This is a genomic window from Candidatus Paceibacterota bacterium (assembly GCA_035438625.1).
Taxonomy (GTDB): Bacteria; Patescibacteriota; Minisyncoccia; order Phycocordibacterales; family DAORIS01; genus DAORIS01.
Genome location: DAORIS010000003.1, coordinates 1 through 19202, shown reverse-complemented (window position 1 = coordinate 19202; position 19202 = coordinate 1). Strand labels below are relative to the sequence as shown.

Annotated in this window: 19 protein-coding genes, 1 tRNA gene and 1 other RNA gene; 9 read left to right on the top strand and 12 right to left on the bottom strand. The window is 42.9% G+C overall.

Going from position 1 to position 19202, the window contains the following annotated elements; all coding sequences use genetic code 11:
- Position 1 precedes the first annotated feature (1 nt).
- Complete coding sequence (locus PLF31_01490) at positions 2–1381, top strand: MBL fold metallo-hydrolase (GenBank protein HRH26124.1); 1380 nt, start codon at positions 2–4, stop codon at positions 1379–1381.
- Between the two features lie 47 nt (positions 1382–1428).
- Here PLF31_01490 and rplT read toward each other — a convergent pair whose 3' ends face one another.
- From rplT to infC, 3 genes are all read right to left on the bottom strand, one after another.
- The gene (gene rplT, locus PLF31_01485; protein HRH26123.1) at positions 1429–1767 is read right to left on the bottom strand and encodes a 50S ribosomal protein L20; all 339 of its coding nucleotides are present in this window, start codon (positions 1765–1767) and stop codon (positions 1429–1431) included.
- 23 nt (positions 1768–1790) lie between these two features.
- Complete coding sequence (locus tag PLF31_01480) at positions 1791–1979, bottom strand: 50S ribosomal protein L35 (protein ID HRH26122.1); 189 nt, start codon at positions 1977–1979, stop codon at positions 1791–1793.
- A gap of 75 nt (positions 1980–2054) precedes the next feature.
- Complete coding sequence (infC, locus tag PLF31_01475) at positions 2055–2570, bottom strand: translation initiation factor IF-3 (protein ID HRH26121.1); 516 nt, start codon at positions 2568–2570, stop codon at positions 2055–2057.
- A gap of 81 nt (positions 2571–2651) precedes the next feature.
- Here infC and PLF31_01470 point away from each other — a divergent pair, with 81 nt between their 5' ends.
- Positions 2652–3068: a hypothetical protein gene (locus PLF31_01470; GenBank protein HRH26120.1), complete on the top strand. Its 417-nt coding sequence runs from the start codon at positions 2652–2654 to the stop codon at positions 3066–3068.
- Positions 3069–3786: 718 nt separating this feature from the next.
- Here PLF31_01470 and PLF31_01465 read toward each other — a convergent pair.
- The 6 genes from PLF31_01465 to smpB all read right to left on the bottom strand — a co-directional run bounded on the left by PLF31_01465 (position 3787) and on the right by smpB (position 7431).
- On the bottom strand, positions 3787–4374 hold the full coding sequence (locus PLF31_01465) for a hypothetical protein (protein ID HRH26119.1): 588 nt from the start codon (positions 4372–4374) through the stop codon (positions 3787–3789).
- Positions 4375–4538: 164 nt separating this feature from the next.
- Positions 4539–5393 carry a hypothetical protein gene (locus PLF31_01460; protein HRH26118.1) on the bottom strand — a complete coding sequence of 285 codons (855 nt, stop codon included), beginning with the start codon at positions 5391–5393 and terminating at the stop codon, positions 4539–4541.
- An 82-nt stretch (positions 5394–5475) separates the two neighbouring features.
- On the bottom strand, positions 5476–5685 hold the full coding sequence (locus PLF31_01455; protein HRH26117.1) for a helix-turn-helix transcriptional regulator: 210 nt from the start codon (positions 5683–5685) through the stop codon (positions 5476–5478).
- Positions 5686–5694: 9 nt separating this feature from the next.
- The gene (locus PLF31_01450; GenBank protein ID HRH26116.1) at positions 5695–6153 is read right to left on the bottom strand and encodes a DUF2975 domain-containing protein; all 459 of its coding nucleotides are present in this window, start codon (positions 6151–6153) and stop codon (positions 5695–5697) included.
- A gap of 418 nt (positions 6154–6571) precedes the next feature.
- Positions 6572–6955, bottom strand: a transfer-messenger RNA (tmRNA) gene (gene ssrA, locus PLF31_01445).
- A 23-nt stretch (positions 6956–6978) separates the two neighbouring features.
- Entirely contained in the window at positions 6979–7431 is a 453-nt protein-coding gene (smpB, locus tag PLF31_01440; GenBank protein ID HRH26115.1) for an SsrA-binding protein SmpB, read from the bottom strand.
- Positions 7432–7520: 89 nt separating this feature from the next.
- Here smpB and ftsH point away from each other — a divergent pair, with 89 nt between their 5' ends.
- Positions 7521–9470 carry an ATP-dependent zinc metalloprotease FtsH gene (gene ftsH, locus PLF31_01435; protein ID HRH26114.1) on the top strand — a complete coding sequence of 650 codons (1950 nt, stop codon included), beginning with the start codon at positions 7521–7523 and terminating at the stop codon, positions 9468–9470.
- A 4-nt stretch (positions 9471–9474) separates the two neighbouring features.
- Here ftsH and PLF31_01430 read toward each other — a convergent pair.
- The 3 genes from PLF31_01430 to PLF31_01420 all read right to left on the bottom strand — a co-directional run bounded on the left by PLF31_01430 (position 9475) and on the right by PLF31_01420 (position 13151).
- Positions 9475–9547, bottom strand: a tRNA-Ile gene (locus tag PLF31_01430).
- A gap of 588 nt (positions 9548–10135) precedes the next feature.
- On the bottom strand, positions 10136–12331 hold the full coding sequence (locus PLF31_01425) for an ATP-dependent DNA helicase RecG (protein HRH26113.1): 2196 nt from the start codon (positions 12329–12331) through the stop codon (positions 10136–10138).
- Positions 12294–13151 carry an A/G-specific adenine glycosylase gene (locus PLF31_01420; protein ID HRH26112.1) on the bottom strand — a complete coding sequence of 286 codons (858 nt, stop codon included), beginning with the start codon at positions 13149–13151 and terminating at the stop codon, positions 12294–12296. The genes PLF31_01425 and PLF31_01420 overlap by 38 nt, the downstream gene beginning before the upstream one ends.
- A 125-nt stretch (positions 13152–13276) precedes the next feature.
- On the opposite strand from PLF31_01420, the gene PLF31_01415 reads away from it, so the two are divergent.
- The 6 genes from PLF31_01415 to PLF31_01390 all read left to right on the top strand — a co-directional run.
- Positions 13277–13951 (top strand): hypothetical protein, encoded by a 675-nt coding sequence (locus PLF31_01415; GenBank protein HRH26111.1) that lies wholly within the window; start codon positions 13277–13279, stop codon positions 13949–13951.
- A 47-nt stretch (positions 13952–13998) separates the two neighbouring features.
- A complete protein-coding gene (locus PLF31_01410; GenBank protein HRH26110.1) occupies positions 13999–14967 on the top strand; it encodes a hypothetical protein in 969 nt (322 codons plus the stop codon).
- Between the two features lie 5 nt (positions 14968–14972).
- Positions 14973–15728, top strand: coding sequence for a hypothetical protein (locus tag PLF31_01405; protein ID HRH26109.1), 756 nt, complete (start codon positions 14973–14975; stop codon positions 15726–15728).
- Between the two features lie 8 nt (positions 15729–15736).
- A complete protein-coding gene (locus tag PLF31_01400) occupies positions 15737–16777 on the top strand; it encodes a fibronectin type III domain-containing protein (GenBank protein HRH26108.1) in 1041 nt (346 codons plus the stop codon).
- Between the two features lie 83 nt (positions 16778–16860).
- Positions 16861–17211 carry a helix-turn-helix domain-containing protein gene (locus PLF31_01395; GenBank protein HRH26107.1) on the top strand — a complete coding sequence of 117 codons (351 nt, stop codon included), beginning with the start codon at positions 16861–16863 and terminating at the stop codon, positions 17209–17211.
- On the top strand, positions 17208–19202 hold a 1995-nt coding region (locus PLF31_01390), incomplete at its 3' end, for a hypothetical protein (GenBank protein ID HRH26106.1). The genes PLF31_01395 and PLF31_01390, both read left to right, overlap by 4 nt.

Here is a 19202-nt window from a genome sequence, read left to right as displayed (position 1 = left end):
CATGAAGTCGACATTAACATTTCACGGTGGGGTAGGGGCAGCAACGGGTGCTAACTTTCTTTTGGAGGTTCGAGGGAAGAAAATTTTGTCTGATTGTGGTTTTCTGCAAGGAGTTCCAGGTGCTGATGAGTTTAATGCCTCTCCGTTTCCATATAACCCAAGTGATATTGATGTGCTCTTGGTAACTCATGCACACGCTGACCATGTAGGAAGGATCCCAAAACTCGTGAAAGATGGGTTTCGGGGTGTTATATATTCAACCGCTGCAACAAAAGACTTGGCAGAACTCATGCTTGCTGACTCAGCTGAAATAATGGCAAGAGAAGCCAATGAGACAAATGAGGTGCCATTGTATACGCATATGGATGTAGAACAGGCAGCGCGACTTTGGAAAACATTCCCGTACTACCAAGAATTTCCAATTGCCGACGATTTGATGTGTGAATTTAAAGATGCGGGACATATTTTAGGATCTGCGATTGTGAAGGTGCATGTGAAGCAAACTGATGGAAGTATTAAAAAGATTGCATTCACTGGAGACTTGGGTAATTCTCCGTCACTCTTTCTTCGTGATACCGACTTTGTACACGACGCTCAATATGTAGTCATTGAGTCTGTCTACGGTGACAGGAACCACGAATCAAAGGAGATGCGAAGGTTTAAGTTTGAACAGATTATTAAGAAGATAATCCAAGAAAAACGAACGCTAATTGTACCGGCATTTTCAATGGAACGAACCCAAGATTTACTATATGAAATCAATCGCATGGTTGAAGACAATGCGATACCTCCAATACCTGTATTCATTGACTCACCACTAGCAACAAAAGTTACATCGGTATACAAGAAATATGCAGAAGACTTTAAGCCCTCAGTACAGGAGATCATTACTGCAGGTGACGATGTGTTTGATTTTTCTAAGTTGAAATTTACCGCACGAATGGAGGATTCAAAGTTAATCTCATCAGTACCTAATCCTAAGATTATTATCGCTGGTTCTGGCATGTCAGTTGGTGGAAGAATAGTTGGACATGAAATGCGGTATCTTCCAGACGAAGAGGCAACGATTCTCTTTGTTGGATACCAAGCTGTCGGAACGCTCGGAAGACAAATCGTTGATGGTGCACGAAGTGTCGTCATCAATGGTCAGACTGTTGAAGTCCGCTCAGGAATTGAAATGATATTTGGCTATTCTTCACATAAAGACTCTAACGGACTTTTGGACTTCTCACTTAAGGCAGGAGAGAGGGGAACACTAAAGACGGTATTCACTGTTTTGGGTGAACCAAAATCAGCAATGTACTTGGCACAACGTATCAGGTCGTTTGGAATTAACGCTGTGTACCCAGAACTTGGGAAAACATACGAACTAGATCTCTAAACAAAAAAATCCCGCACATGGCGGGATTTTTTTAAGAGTGGCTTTGTTTAAGAAACAAACTCAACAATCTTCTTAAATGTTGCTGGTTGTTCAACAGCGAGTTCAGCGAGAACCTTTCGGTTGATCTCTACTCCTTTCTTCTTCATCATTCCCATGAACTTGCTGTATGAAACTTCTCCAAGAGCAGCGTTAACACGGACGATAGCGAGGCTACGCATGTCTCCCTTTTTGTCTCGGCGGTGGGCAAAGGCATATGCACCAGCATGTGCGAGTGCTTCATGTGCCTGCTTTTCCTTTTTTGAGCGTCCGAAACGGAAGCCCTTTGCTTGCTTGAGGATATTTCTGCGTGTTTTAAGCGCATTCATTCCTTTCTTTACGCGTGCCATATATGTCTAATTAACTGAGGTTATTAAAAACTGTTAGCGAAGTAGCGGCTCTTGTCTGAGTTGTTGAACACCATAGAAACGCTGCGGCGCTTGTTTTGCTGCGCGCGGCGGCTTTCCTTGGCATTAAAGTGGTTCTGACCGGCTTTGCGTCCGATGATCTTCCCATTTCGGGTTACTTTGAGCCGTTTGCTGAATGACTTGTTGGTTTTCATAAATAAAAAGCCGTCGCTGGCTAGGGGCATATATTAACCCAGAGAGGGGTTTTTGTCTAGCACCTATATATGGGGCTATTTCTTCGCTCGTTCGATAGTTGTAGTTAGACCCTTTGGACCCTTCTTAATAGAGTCTGAAATCTTATATTCCACAGAGATGAGTTTCATGATGCGGTCGAGGCGTTCCTTAAGGAAGTCGAGTTGCATGTACTTTGCTCGTCCAGCAAGAAACAGGTCAATTTTCACTCGGTGTCCTTCACCAAGCCATTCTGAAATCTTCTTCGCTTTAAGCTCAAGGTCATGTTCTCCAGTTGCGATCTTGATCTGGATGTTCTTTGTTTCAGTAGTGCTGGCTTTTGCCTTGGCAATCTTTTGTTTCTTGTTTTCTACGTACTGGTACTTTCCAAAATCCATGATCTTGGCAACAGGGGGAAGGGCAGTAGGTGAGATTTCAATTAGGTCAACACCGCGCTTCTTTGCTTCTTGCAGCGCTTCGGAGAGAGATATGACACCTAGATTTTCGCCGTCATCAGTGACGACGCGAAGTTCCGCTGAGCGGATTTGGTGGTTAATTCGGGGTTTAATACTCAAGCAAGATTACATTATCATTTTTTTCACAGTCTGTCGAATACCGTGGCTCTAATTTCCACAGGGTGGAGATATACTATATACATGCAGAGTTCGACAAAAATACTACTTATTGCAGCACTCGTTGGTGTTGTACTTGTAACAGGCTCTTCTTTCGTATTTATAGATAAGAAGGAAGTACCTTCTGAAACTCGTAAGGTTGCGCCAGCAGTGTTTGAGGATGGTTCCTTTACAGTACACATAGTTAAGGTTGGTGGAAATTCTGAAGATGTTGTAATTACCACAAGAAACATTTCTTCGGTAAACCTAGAAACATCAAGTATTGAAGAAGAAGAACGAATGATTCCTGTACCAACTGGCACACCAATTTCACTTGTTGGTATTTCTGACGCATCTATTGAAGATTTGCGAAGGCGAGTTGATGAGGCGCTCTATGAACCAATATTTTTAATTGAGGTCCGAGACGGACAAGTGTCACGTATTAAAGAAGAGGAAAGATAATTTTAGGGAATAGAAAAGGGCCGGAATTCCTCCGGCCCCTGGGTGTAACCCATTTTATATTTATTCGGCATCCGCCGAACCTGTTCGTCTGTCATACTCGTCAAGCAACTGCTTGTAGTGTGACTTCGTGATCATAAGTCGTATTATCCAGCGTACAAGTACGATGAATAGTACGAAGAGTATGACCACGGTGCCCCATCCGAGTGAAACTTGGATACCTCCCGGAATCACTGATCCGTTAAACCACTCGTCGTTCAGATGTTGGATAAACCGATCCATCTGTTCTCCTTGTGGTTAGTCCTTGTCACTGATCGTCCGGAACCCAACCTTCGTTGCGCTTTCGACACCTGCACTGCCCACTTTCGTGGATTCTTCAATGCCGGTGCGGTGATCCTTGTCTCGCTCGCGGAACCAATCAGTGCTGACGCTTGTTGTGAGCTTTGTGCTACAACCAGCGCCACCAAGAATGATTATCGCGACTGGTACAAAGAGGCCGATGCCCCCAAAGCAACAGAATTTGCCGAGACGAGTCTCACAGAATGCGCTAACTTTTGCAAACATAAAGAACCTTTCTGTATACAGGTAGTCGGCGAAAACCCCTGTAGTAGTATAGTAGCATAATACTCCTAACATGTCAATAGTTATGGGTAGTTTCGTATATAAGAAAAAAGCCGAAGAAACATGAGGGTTCTTTCGGCTTTGTGTGATATTTTTCTTGTCATTTCGCGCGACGGGTCCGGGTTCCAAGTGAACCGAGGATAAAAAGTGTTGCCAAGGTTCCTGGCTCGGGAATGTTTGTTCCCGGAACATATACACTCGGACTCCACCAGTCTTCGGGTGGGTAAAGCAGTGTAGCTGTCAGTGTGTTGCTCTGTATACTCATGTACGTAAGTCCGTTCAGTTGCATACGAAGTATCCCATTGTATGTTGGTTGAAAATGCACCCATACAAAGAATTGTTCAGTGGTTCCTTCAAGGATCTTTGTCCAGCCCGCGTCCTCATTGGTTGAGGTGAAGACTGGAGTGTAAACACCCTCCACACTGTTTCCGTACACATGATTGATCGAGAAACTTAACCCCCCGGGATTCATTCCGTTTGTAAACAATGTGCTCATTTTAATGAGCAGATCATCCTGAGTTTCGTTTTCCACGGTGAATGTCCCGTGGAAAATTGCATACGCTGGATCATTATCTGGTGTGTACACCTGTACATCCCAGCCTACTGGGGTTATTCGGACGGCCGCTGAAGCATTGGGGGAGAAGAGGAGGGTAAGAATCAGAACTGCCGGAATGAGTCGGAAAAACATGGTCTCACCTTTCTAGAAAAGAAAAATTCCAAAGTACTAACGATAATATATTATAACAAATTAGTACCCATTTGTCAATTTAGAATTGTGTAATATTTTAATAAAAAAGCCGTGTAACTTTGTAGATTTATCTACAAAGTTACACGGCGGTCATCGTTGTTGTTTCATACCTGCGCTGGTTTCCTTGAAGGCTTCTTCGACTTCTCAGCTAACACATCGAGCCAGCGAATGAGAAAAACAGGTCGTGGGGGGATAAACTGCGAACGTGTTCCGGGTTCCTTGTGTTTATACATGGTCTTCGGGTTAACCCATGTTCTAAACGTAAAATCGGGGATTGGAATTCCAAAGAATCCAGAAATGGACTCGTTGGATTTGATGTCTGCATGGTGTCTAAGGTGGAACCCGTACAGGATTTTCCATAGCCATCCAAAACGTTTGCTCTCAAGAAGTGGGGACCACTTTTCGAGTGACCAGTGTTGGATTGCGTGAAGAATTTCATAGAGGGCAAGTGACCACGCAACGGAAAGGTATCCCATTGTGAAGATTGGAATGTCGGGGAACACTAGGTGTATTGGGATATACACCAGTGTTGATATCGCAGCAAAAGCCAAGAATGAATACCATGGAAAGAAAGACGACTCGTGTTGTTTTTCTTCGAGGATTGGGAAAACATTCTCAACAATTCCTTCTTCTGGTTGGGTTTTACTCGGACGGTACACAACGTGTGTAAGCGCGTGGTGCCTCGTGTGTTTCTTGTACAGTGTTTTCAGGAAGGGAATAAGGGGCGCATGAAGAACATATCTGTGAAAGAAGTACTCAACGTACGCGTTACACAAGTGTGCAATTAGGAACGTATTCAGAAGAACGGTTGCACTGCTAGCTCGTTCGGAATGCCAAATGTGTGGCGCGACAAGTCTGAGGACGGCAAAGACTAGAGCAAGTGAAGAAACAACGATGATGACAAAGAGCCACAGTGAGAAGGAGTGTTCGTGCTCCTCCGTGTGATCATGGTGAGACATGGACAATCCTTTCTGTGAAGTGTCTGTATGTAAGTATAGACTAAAAAACCTAGCAGATCATGCTAGATCCAAATTAGGTATTTTACTTACCACTCTTATATTCAAGGATGTCTCCAGGCTGACATTCAAGCGCTTTGCAAATTGCCTCTAGGGTAGAGAACCTTATCGCCTTTGCTTTTCCATTTTTCAAGATTGAAAGGTTGGCCATTGTGATTCCAACTTTTTCAGTGAGTTCAGTGACGCTCATTTTTCTCTTTGCGAGCATTACATCGATGTTAATTATGATAGCCATGGTAGTTCTTTAGACAGTTAGTTCATTCTCTGATTTTATTGCAATGACGTTTTGCAATAGTTTTTGTAGGACCCCAGCAAATGTTGCAATGACCCATGAAGCGAAAATGATAATGAGTGCGATTACCACAACACCTGGCGCATCATCGACATCAGCTGCTCGGAAAATCAGCGGCATGCCAACTACGAACAATACACTAATTGCAATTGCACAGTACTTTATTTTCCGTAGTGCGGTAACGGCTAGATCTGAGAACGCAGAATTTCTACCAATGTAATTTAATAGGTTTAGTGATTGGTATAAAGCAATGAAAAAAGGTGTTATAGAAAGATACATGATGATCATTACAGGTTTGTATTCATCTATTCCGCGTAACCCAGCAGGGAGGACAAAGATGCAGATTGCGAGTACTCCGAGTGAAATGATGAGTAATGTAGCTTTCAAAAAAAATGTTGAGCCCTTTTTCATAACGTATGGTGCGTATGTGTAATGATGTTACCTTAGCATGGCATTTATCGATAATAAATAAATCTATATTGAATTACAACTTTGAGTATATTTTTAAAACTCCAACAAAGAACACCGACATTTCTGTCGGTGTTCTTTGGTTCGCAACCTTACCAAAGATTAGTGTATGCATCTAAAAGTAGTTGGTCAAATATGTTGTGGACACGACGGGAATCAAACCCGCTACTCCAAATTGGTAGGGTTTGGAGTCTAGGTCACTAGCGTGCCCTTGATATGAGTTACCAGTTCATACCATTGGTGAGTATAGAAAAGTTGGCATGAAATTTCTTTCAAAAGAAAAGACCGGCACTGCCGGTCTTTTCTGACTCCAAACCCTACCAAAAATAACTATATATTTTTGTATTACGTTGTCAATTGTGTGTGGAGATGGGGGGAATCGAACCCCCGTGCAAGAAGCTGATCTGCAAGAGTCTACGCGTGTAGACTGTTTAACTTTGTCAGTACATATGTATCTAAACAGACAAAACCATATGTACTCAAGCTAGGTTTTAGTGAAGTGGCAAGCAGCCACGTTCCTTATCCTGCTAAGTGCGCCCTGTTCCAGACGCAGGAAACCAGAACGGACGGTCCCGTCTAAGTATTAGGCGAGAGCGAAAGCAAAGTCCTTAGTTCCAAAGTATGGAGAAAGGGAATTCTTTGCGAAAGATCGTGCGTTTGCAGTTGGTCTTGGACGGATTAAAGAGTCATCCAGCTCTACGCGCACATGCAGTCGAAGCATTCTTGTCGATGCCTAGTCATCCCCATGTAAATGAACACAAGATCAAGCTACTTTCTTCGAAGTGACATCACTCGGCGCATATCGCGTTCAGTCTCGCGCTTCATTGTTGTTCGGCGCTTATCGAACTGCTTCTTACCCCGAGCGATGGCAATATTTGCCTTGATCTTGTTCTTATTATTATACAACGAGAGTACAATGATGGTCAAACCCTTGGTGTCAGCTGCACCTGCGAGTTTCCAGAGTTCTTTTTTATTCAGTAGCAACCTGCGTCGGTGCCTTGGGTCAAACCCTTTCGGTGCATTCTTTTCTTGAAAGGGAAGGATGTTTGCTCCTTGTAGCCATGCCTCACCGTTTAATATGGATACATAGCTACCAGCCAAGTCACCTTTTCCCGCACGGACGGATTTAACTTCGGTGCCTAAAAGTTCCACTCCAGCTTCAAAGGGCTCGAGGATCTCGTAATCGAAGTGTGCTTTACGGTTTTCTAGTAATGTTGCCATCGAAATAAAGTATATCGTGAAGCGTACGTCGCTAGTAGTAAAACAGCAAGTCCGTATACAAGCGAGGTAGACTCAGTTAATATATACAGATGCAAAAAAGCCCCCAAAAACTTCCTAAGAACAAACCTGTTCCTGACCCTTTAAAGCAATTAAAGGGAGGTGGAGGACGTAGTTTCTCATCTAATCTAACGTGGTCGGTCATTATTTTCATTGGTCTAATGATTGTGTATGCGTCAGTTAGTCAATATAACAGTGCACAGGAAAATCTATCACTCTCAGAGTTAGCTCAAGGGGTTAAGGGAGGACAAGTCAGTGAAATTCTTGTCAGTGGAAATGATCTAACAATTAAGTACAACGGTACAAGTACTGAACGCGCTGCACTGAAAGAATCTGGGACAGCATTAACCGACACACTTTCAAACTATGGAGTATCCCCAGAAGCATTAGAGAAAGTTAAGATTTCGGTTAAGCAAGAATCAGGTCTTGGGTTCTGGCTACTTAATCTTCTACCATTTGTATTGCCAATTGCATTCTTGGTGTTTTTCATCTGGTACCTATCACGACAAATGAAGGGAGCTGGTATGCAAGCATTTAGTTTCGGACAATCAAAAGCACGACTCATTCCTGCAAGTGATACAAAACAACGTGTGACATTTAAAGATGTTGCTGGAGCAAAGGAGGCTAAATCAGAACTTCAGGAAATTGTAGATTTTCTACGTAATCCAAAAAAGTTTTTTGATATAGGTGCGCGTATTCCAAAGGGAATCCTACTTATGGGTGCACCAGGAACTGGAAAGACACTCCTTGCTCGCGCGGTTGCTGGTGAGGCACATGTGGCATTCTTCTCAATCTCAGGATCTGAGTTCGTAGAAATGTTTGTTGGAGTTGGTGCTTCACGTGTACGTGATCTATTTAACATGGCAAAGCAGGCATCACCTGCAATCATCTTCATCGATGAAATTGATGCAGTAGGACGCGTTCGTGGAAGTGGAGTGGGAGGAGGAAACGATGAACGAGAGCAGACACTCAACCAAATCCTTGTTGAGATGGATGGATTCGAGCCAACAGAAAAAGTGATCATCATGGCTGCAACAAACCGACCAGATGTACTTGATCCAGCACTCCTTCGTCCAGGACGTTTTGATCGTCGTGTAACGATTGATCTACCTGACAGAAGTGACCGTGAAGAAATTCTAAAGATTCACGCACGCAACAAACCATTTGCAGAAGATGTAAATATCCCACTGATTGCAAGTCGTACGCCAGGATTTTCTGGAGCAGACCTCTACTCACTTATGAACGAAGGTGCAATTCTTGCTGCTCGTGAAAATAGAACAACGATCGGTCAGTACGACCTTATCCGCTCTATTGAAAAAGTTATTCTTGGTCCTGAGCGACGAAGTCACTTGCTTTCACCAAAAGAAAAAGAAGTTACTGCGTATCATGAAGCAGGACACGCACTCGTTGCATCCGTGCTTCCACACGCTGATCCAGTTCACAAAATTTCTATCATCTCTCGTGGACGTGCAGCGGGGTACACACTCAAACTTCCAATTGAAGACAAGCGCATGCAATCGAAGAATGAATTTCTTGATGATATTGCAATGAGTCTTGGAGGATATGTAACAGAGCAAATGGTCTTCGGAGACCTCACAACTGGTCCTTCAAATGATTTGCAGGTTGCAACAGCGCTCGCTCGTAACATGGTTACACGTTACGGAATGTCTGATGCGCTTGGTCCAATTGCACTAGAAAATGATGGTGGAAAAGCACTATTTGGAGGAAATGTTCGTGGTGATGAATACTCAGAACGCATGAGTGCCGAAATCGATGCAGAAGTATCTCGCATTATGAAAGAGGCGCACGATAAAGCAAAACAGATTTTGACTGAGAAACGAGCACTCCTCGATATTATCGCAAAGCGTCTTGTTGAAAAGGAAACAATTGAGCGTGAAGAATACGATGCAATCCTTGTAGCAAATGGTATTACACCAAGAGGAGGAGAGACTCGTATCGCAGGAGAGATTGACCCTAACTAGTTTGTGCGAGTACCAGGATTTGAACCTGGGACCGGCCGTGTATAAGACGGCTGCTCTACCAACTGAGCTATACTCGCGCGCTTTGATTCTAATTGACTAATGGCCTAAGTGCAATAAAACACGCAGGTCTCCTGCGTGTTTTTTGTTGGGTGATTTGTCACCTGTGACGGGTAACGAGGTGGTGGACATTGAAGTATAGGAGTACGTCCTTGGCGTTGGCTAGGATGAGGTATGTGCCAACTAACCCGCAAATTGATACTAGCGTTAGGAATGTGATGTGGCAAAGCAACATCACAACAGTAATAACGTACATCACGATGTTCCTTTCGAAAGAGTGTTTTGAGCAACTGTGTATAGCTTACAACCCATACATAAAAAGGATACTTCGTATGTGTCGATTTAGATGTAATAAAAGCGCGCACTACATGTGCGCGCTTAGCTCTTGTCTGATGAATATTGCCTTATTTGTTTGGGTGGACTAATGCGAATAAAAATCTCCATGCAAACGCATGTAGTGAAGACGACAATAAGTATGATATGTCCCGACGACAGCAAAAGTGTAGGTACACTCAAAAGTATGAATTCAACTGTAGAGGACTCCATTGTAACCTTTCAGAAAAATGGATTTCGATATCTTTCAATAACGCTATCGTATTTAAAAAAAGCTATTCAAAATGTACTGATATGCGTTCTCCCTCGACTCTTTCTTTAAGGAGGGGGTATGTGTCCAGTCCATCTGCACCCTCGATGATCTTTCTTGCTTCAGAACGTGCGGCTTCAACAAGCTTGATGTTTTTCAGTGCTTCCATGGCAAGATCTGAGACACCCCATTGTTTAAATCCATAGAGTCCCCCAGAACCTCTAAAGGCTAGATCGTATTCTGCTAGCTCGAAACCATTTTTTGCAGTTGAAATTGCCTTTAGTCTGTCGACTGTGGTTTTTGATTTTATGTCTGCGCATATATAACAGTATGCTTGGTGTGTACTTCGAATTACACGTCCACGTAATTGATGGAGTTGTGAGAGCCCGAATCGTTCACCTCCTTCGATAATAATTACTGTTGCGTTTGGAACATTCACGCCAACTTCAACAACCGATGTAGCGATAAGTATGTCGTATTTTTTATCAGCAAAATCTTTCATTGCTTCGTCTTTATCATTAGGCGACATTTTTCCGTGGATGATACCGATTTCAAGATAAGGGAATACATCCTTCTTTAGTCGTATCGCCTCTTCTTTTACAGACTTTACGTACATCGCTTGTTCCTTTGATGGGTCAGGCTCGTTAATTCTTGGGCATATGACGTATGCTTGTCTTCCGGCTCGAATTTCTTCACGAAGCTTTTCATACATTACTTCTCGTTTTGATTCAGCAATTACCTCTGTAATAACCCGCTTTCTTCCTGGTGGCATTTCATCAAGGACTGACAAATCGAGGTCTCCATAGAGTGTTAGCGCAAGTGTGCGGGGGATGGGCGTTGCGGTCATTGAGAGAAGGTGTGGTACGTGATTGTGTTTACGAGCTAGCTTTTGTCGTTGGAATGTTCCAAAGCGGTGTTGCTCGTCAATAATGACAAGGCCTAGATGTTTAAATTCTACAGACTCTTGGATGAGTGAGTGTGTTCCGATAAGAATATGGATTTCTCCTTGCTTAACTAATTTTAAAAACTGTGCCCGTGAAAGATCAGTCGCTCGAGACGGATTAAGTTTTGATGGATATTTTTGACATCCTGATGATGTAATTAAGCCAACTTGTATCTGTTCTCCTAATTTTTTTGCACCAAAATATCCAATGAACGATTCAAAATGTTGCTTGGCAAGAATTTCAGTTGGACACATGTATGCCACTTGTAATCGTGCGGATGGAAGTTCACGAGGGGAAGTGGTGATTGCAGCAAATGCCGCAATTGCAGCAATTGCGGTCTTTCCAGAACCAACATCTCCTTCAAGAAGACGAGACATCGGGTGCGGTCTTCTGAAGTCTTCAAAGATTTCGTGTACTACTTTTTTCTGACCTGCGGTAAGTGGGAAGCCGAGCGTCTTTTCAAATGACGTAATTGATTCAACATCTGGAATGATGTGCCAGCTTTGTTCAGCTTGTAATTTTTTTCGTTCAGCTTGTTTTCCGAGTTGAATATAAAAAATCTCTTCAAATGCAAAACGCTTTCGTGCGGCACGTGCGTCCGGCTCTGTTCGTGGTGCATGAACCCATACAAGTGCAGTTGAAAGTTTTGGTAGTGCAAATTCCTTTAGAATCTGTTCGGGAATCGGATCAACAATACTTGTCAGTACTTCTTTTGTTAGTACACGCTTCAGTGCGTGTCTGAACCACTTAGATGTAATACCGCGGGTCTCACTGTATGTTGCATAAATTGATCCTTGGAGTGCGTCAATTTCAGTTTGATTAAACAATCCCTTACCGGTCGCACCTTCCGGTAGTATCTCAACTTTTTCACATTCTGGATTTGAAAATGAAATCGATCCATCTTTTCCAAATGTTGGTTCACCGGTTACAGAAACTAATGTTCCAGCTGGAAGCATTTTTGCGATGTATGGCTGATTGAAGAACACGAGCTTTGCAATTTTTCCTGTACTATCTTTCATGCGACCAAACGCCATGGGGATGTGTCCACGGAAACTTTTTTTAGTATCAAGAGAAAGAATTTCTCCAAACACTGTTACGGTTTGAGGTTGTTCCTCAGTTAGTTCGGTAAGTGTGTGGACCGTGCTTGGATCAGAATATGACGAAGGGAAGTAGTACAACAGGTCACGTCCAGTGCGAATTCCAAGGCGATATAGAGCCGTTTTTTGAGGAGGGGTAAGTCTAAACAGTTTTTCTATTGGGGTCTGTAGCATCGCCATGAATATACCATGTAGCGCTTTTCTTCTCGATCATACCGTCTTTCAAAAGTCCCATAAGTGCATTCAAGATTTCTTCGCTAGATCGATATGAAACTAATAAAGAAAGTGATTTTAGTGTGCGTGGTTTTAAAGAAAGTTCGAATAACAATTTTGCACGCAGTTCCCTTGTTGATCCTTTGAAGGCACTTTGTTTTGTATATGTAGAACTTCTTTTCGATACATTCCCAATAGTTTTTTTAAGCATAGATCCGTAGTCCATGAGTGCGTAGTACCAAGACCGGGGATCTTGCTTGTCGAGTGTCTTTTCGATGAGTGGAATTAATTCTTTGTCAGACACTCCATGTGTTTCTGGAAAAAAATGATGAATGAATACTGTTCTGATATTTGTTTCGATAACAATCTCGGGGATATTAAATGCAAATGCAAGAATGTCACCCGCGGTAGCTTCTCCGATTCCAGGAAGTTCAATTAATGATTGTAAGTCTTTTGGAAACGCACCGTTATGTTTTTCAATAACGATTTGCGCAGTTGAGTGTAAATATTTTGCACGACGATTGTACCCAAGACCTTTCCACTCTTTAAGTACTTGTGAGAGTGGAGCACGAGCGAGCATTTCAATGGTGGGGAATTGTGTAATGAAGGAATTATATTTTTCAACAACACGATCAGCTTGTGTTTGTTGGAGCATTATTTCAGAAACTAAAATTTTATACGGGTCATTTGTTTCTCTCCACGGGAAGGAACGCGCATGAATACGATAGTGGTCGTACACTGTTGAAATAAATTTTTTAGCGCTCTTTTTTGTGTTTGCTATTGCCATCAGAATAAAGTTGTATCTATATGTACCAAATTACCCCATATAATCAATACTTATCCACATTTTCAGTCTACATATACTATATATGCACGTGAAGTTCTCGCTACGTACTGTATACTTTTAAATATATGAAGAAAGTCGCTCGAAATATTCTATGTTCATGCGGTGCTATCGGAATCATTTTTGTAAATATTCTCGGTATATTTGGAACGCTTACAATGGTTGCCACAACAGCGTACTCTTCACTTGAGGCAAATCAAGTTATCGCCGCAACAACAACTGACACTGTTGTCGTAACACTTACAGTAGATGCTGGAATTATTATCACGAGCCCTGCTGACACATCAATGAGTCGTAACTTGGGTGTTGCTGCTGATACGGCGATTGCTACAACTACGTGGAATGTAAAGACAAACAACGCGCTCGGGTATGCGTTGTACGTAAAATCTACAAGCACCCCAGCAATGAATTCTGGATCAAACTCAATTCCTAACTACCAGACTGGTTCACCGAACACATGGACTGTTACCGCTGCTTCAGCATTCGGATATTCAGCATTCGGGACAGATGTTCCAACAGGAACATGGGGAACAGGGTCAACGTGCGGAGCTGCTCACGTCCCATCCGCAACGCTTAATTACAAAGGATTTACAACATCTGACTTTAGTGTTGCGACTCGTGCAGCAACCACAACTACTGCAGGAGTGGACACAACCATATGTTATGCGGTAGAACAAGATACGTTCTATATCCCATCGGGAACATACATCGCAACGATTGTTGCTACTGCCGCAACGCTTTAATTTAATACATGACGGAAAAGGCTTCCAAAACACCACACCATACGCTGATGAGCTACGCCTCCTTATTCGTGGGGGTGTTTTTCTTTATTTCCTCTGTTTTTTCATCTACAGCATCAGCTGAAGTGGTACGAACACAACTACAGCTTCCAGCCGAAAATGACTTTATTGTTGAGCCTGGAAAGGCTGAGATCTTCATTAATCCAGGAGAAACCGTTACAAGGACTATCTCTATTACCAGCCGTATTGCAGAGGATACAACGTTCAGTATCTCAGCTGAAGACTTTGTTGGGTCAGATAACCCACAAAATCCGGTTGTGCTACTAGGTGAAGAGCGTGGCCCATACTCTCTTAAAGACCTATTAATACCTGAGATTACAACATTTACACTCTCTCTCGGTGAGAAGATAACTGTTCCAATTACCATCTCAATTCCTGAAGATGCTGAGCCTCGAGGATATTACGGCGCTGTCATTGTTGGTAACAGACCAGAAGGGGGATCTGTACCAAGTACTGTTGAGGTAACAGGCAGCACGCAAATTATTTCTCGAATCGGTGTACTTTTCTTGCTTAGAGTAAACGGTGACGTTGAGGAAGAAGGTAATGTTGAGGAGTTTAAAATGCTTGGCCCTAAAAAACTTGCATACCAAGGTGCTCCAGAAGGATTTGAAATTTTATATAGAAATACTGGTAACGTACACCTCGTTCCACATGGAAAAATAACCGTACGAAATTTCGTCGGCACAAACATGGACGTCCTTCCAGTTGACGCATATTTCTCACTTCCCGATTCGTTACGATACCGAGAGGTTCTGTGGGGAGATGCTCCATTTATGATTGGACGGTACACGGCTGAACTTGAATTCTATAAAGGGTACGGCTCAGAAACTGAAATGCGTACTGTTGCGTTCTGGGTACTTCCATACAAGATTATTATCCCTGCACTTCTCATTCTCCTCCTTATTTCCATCGCTATATACTTTGTCGCTACTAGGTTTGAGTTCAAACGTAAGTTATAAGCCTCATGAGAATGCTTAGGCTCACCGCACTTTCTTGCTGCGCCTCATGTGTACTTCTCTCAGTTGCACATGCGCAGGTAATGGATAGTACGAACTATTCTATTCAGTTTGACAGTATTAACGTTGGTGGAAATAGATCAACGAGCTCTTCGTACATGATTGAAGACACAGTTGGTGAGGTTGCAACAGGGAACTCAACCAGTACAAACTTCGAAGTGAAAGCTGGGTATCAACAAATGAATGAAAGTTCAATCTCTATTGAAGTGGTAAACAGTGTTGGGCTTTCAAATATCAGTGGTATCAGCGGAGGGGCTTCTCAAGGTGAAACAACATGGAAAGTGACGACAGATAATCCTGCAGGATATGCAATGAGTATCAAATCAACCACAACACCCGCGATGACAAATACTGCTGGAGGAAGTGTTGCTGATTATGTACCAGCTGCCACAACCACTCCAGATTTCACATTTACGATCACTCCAACAACATCGGCATTTGGATATTCACCTGAAGGAGTAGATGTGTATTCACGGTTTAAAGATAACGGAGCGGTATGTAACATTGGGTCACTCAATACTGCCGACGCATGTTGGGACGGACTTTCAACGACGAACAAAATGATTGCTGAAAGAAACACATCAAACCACTCCATTGGAGGGAGCACCACGACGGTAAAATTTCGTGTTGAGATTGGAAATGACAAGATACAAGACTCAGGAAATTATTCTGCCAGTGTGACAGTTACCGCTGTGACCTTATAATGAAGTAGATGAAACATATTACTTTTTTCCTCGCACTGTTTTTTCTCATATGTGCAAACGCTGGCGCAACGAGTGTTGACCCGACAGTCGTCGAGTTACATGTTAATGGATGTAACAACAACGGAATTTGTGAACCATTAAATGGTGAGACAGTTGCTGCGTGTCCACTCGATTGCACGATAACAACACCAACATCAAGCACTTCAACACCACCAGAGAATCGCAGAAGGACATCGTCGTCTGGAATCCCATACTACGAACGAATCATTGATCGTATTCAGGCAACGCCTGGAACATCGTCCATTTCACTTGTGTGGGAAACAACACCACCATCGATTGGTGTTTTGTTGTGGGGGAAGACTCCGGACTTTGAAGCAGGAGCAATCTCTGAAAGTGCATTTGGATATTCACATGGACTGATTATTCGCGACCTGCTTCCTGACACAACGTACTACATGCAACTGGTTGTCCGAAGTATTGATGGGGGAGGAGAAGCATCACCTGTCTTGCAGTTACGGACAAACACAACGAAAGTGATAGTGGATATACAGCCCGAAATTTCATATGTCGGAATACTTGAAGAGGGTGGCGCAATCACCCTTGAATGGGGTAACCCACCAGCTGATACATTTTCATACATCCGAATCGTCAAGAAAGATGGCTCGTTTCCTAAGGATGCATACGACGGAAGGGTGGTCTATGAGGGTCGTGGAGAGACAGTAACTGACCGCTCAGGCGATGGAAAAGAGTATTACGGTATCTTTGTCAGGGGAAAGGATGGAAAGTATTCACGGGGTGCTTTTGCCCGGATATACAAGAACCCAGGGGATACCACGGTCATTCCGGCCCTAAACGAGGCCTTTAATGGCGTTGATTTTTCCTCCATGATTTTCGATGCCCGGTATGACCTCGCTCGGTCAATCTGTTTGAACGATTTTCCAAAAGAAAATAGAGGAGTTTGGACTCTGAATTTGCTTCTTTTTGTGATCATTTTGCTCCTGTTGATAACTCTTGCACTTCTCGCTACGCTTTTCAGAAAAACAAGGTAAAATAAGGCTATATCGGTGCCGAGGTCATAAATCTCGAGATCTCGAGATGATGACGAGGTACGATTTGAAGCCATATTTTATTAATGCCCGAAGCACCTCAAGAAATTACTTTAAAAGAAGCTGCAACAGCGACTGGGTATCACCCAGATTATATTGGCGCACTCCTTCGTGAAGGAAAAATTCCTGGACGAAAAGTTGGGCGATCTTGGGTCACGACTGCTGCTGCAATTCGGGCATATGGAAATAAGTCATACGCACCCTCAATTACCTTTGGAAAACTTCTCCTCATTGGACTTGCGGTTCTCGTTGCTCTTGTTGTTGTTCTCTTTCTTGGAAATATCTTTATTGTCGGAACAACAACACCGGTTGAGGAAAGTGGAGATATTTTGAATGCAGGTCGAGAAGTGGAAGACATAGGAATTAGCCTGCAATGATTGATACCTTTTTTAGAAGGGCGCTAAAGACATGGGCTGGTGCAATGCTAATTTTCGTAACTCTTTTTACGTCGTCATTTGCTGCACTTCCCGCATACGTTCACGCTGCATACAATCCACAAATTAATTACCAAGGTAAACTTGTTGGTTCAACTGGCTCTGCAGTTTCCAATGGAACGTATGCAATGGAATTTAAACTTTACACTGTTGCATCAGGTGGAGTTGCTATTTGGACAGAGACCCGAACTGGTGGAGATGAAGTTACTGTCACTGATGGACTCTTTAGTGTAATGCTAGGCGAAGTTGCAACACTTGCTGGTGTTGATTTCAATCAGACTCTCTACCTTGGTGTGAAGATTGAATCAGATGCAGAAATGACTCCAAGAAAAAAACTTGGAGCGGTGCCAGCAGCATTTGTGTCTGAAAACACAAACACACTCGACAGCTTAGACTCAACACAGTTTCTACGAAGTGATGCACAGAACGTTGCAAGTTCATCTTCAACATTCGTGAATGTTCAGCAGAATGGTTCAGGAAAAATCGCTGAATTCTTCATGGCCGGTTCATCATCTGCGTTTGTGATTGCAAACAATGGAAACGTAGGAATTGGCTCAAGTACACCAGGATATCTCCTCTCAGTCGCTGGTGCTTCACGATTTACAGGTGCATCAATCTTTGACGGAACAGTAGATGTAGCTGGGGCAATGGCGCTTTCTTCATCACTTAACGTAACAGGACAGACAACCATTGCAAGTGCTTCATCAACAAACCTCACGGTTAGTGGTCAGACATTTCTATCTAACGCATCAACAACAAATCTCACAGTTACAGGCAGAACAATTCTTGCAAACGCATCGTCAACAAGTTTTACAGTTTCTGGTGCAACATATCTTGGATCATCAGTTCAACTTGGAACAGATACGATTACTGATTTCACTGGAACCGGACTTTCAATAGTCTCCGGTGCACTCACTGTCTCAACATCATCACTAGGACTTGCAAATAGTTTCTTTGTTCAGAATGGTAACTCTTTTGGTGCTACAGCTGTGCTTGGAACGAATGATGCACAGTCACTACAGTTTGAGACAAACGGATCAGCAAAGGTGACAATTCTTTCTGGGGGAAATGTTGGAGTTGGTACCTCAACACCCGGATCACTTTTGACAATGAGTGCAAGTTCAAATCCAACATTTACAATCAACACTGATTCAACTAATGATACAAGTAAAATTTCATTCCAGACTGGCGCATCTGAACTTGGAGCTATTTCATTTAATCAATTTGTGGGTTTTCGTTTTGATGCGCGAGGTTCAACGAGATTCATAATTGATGACCTTGGAAATGTTGCTGTTGGCACATCGACAACGTCATCTTCTCTGTTCTCTGTTGCTGGTGGAGCAACGATTGGTGTTGTATACAATGCTTCAACAGCGCCAACGAATGGTTTGTTGGTACAAGGAAATGTTGGTGTTGGTTCTTCGAGTCCTGCTGCAAAACTTACTGTTAAAGGTTCTGGAACAACAACTGGTGTAAATTTTCAGTTGACTGACTCAGCTGACGTTCGGTTGCTGACTGTTTTAGATAATGGAAATGTGGGAATTGGAACAACGTCTCCAACTTCTAAATTGTCAGTAGTTGGAGATTTATTTGTTCGTAGTACTGGTACGAATAACAACTATATCCAATTTTTGAGTAATGATGGTACGGGAAACAATATGTATATTGGTGGAGGTTCTGGGGCACTAAATATTACTGCTCCAAACGCATCTGGACCTTCAGTTTCTCTAACATATTCGAGTGCAAGTAATGCGAATGCTCTATCAATTCTTCAGTCAAACTCAGGGGGAAATGGTGCTACTTCATCTGCTCTATTCAAAATAATGAATAGTGGCTCTAATCCGTATTTTAGTTTCGATAATAGATTAGTATTAACTTCTTCAGGCAACGTCGGCATCGGCTCAACCACCCCAGGATACCTCCTCTCAGTCGCA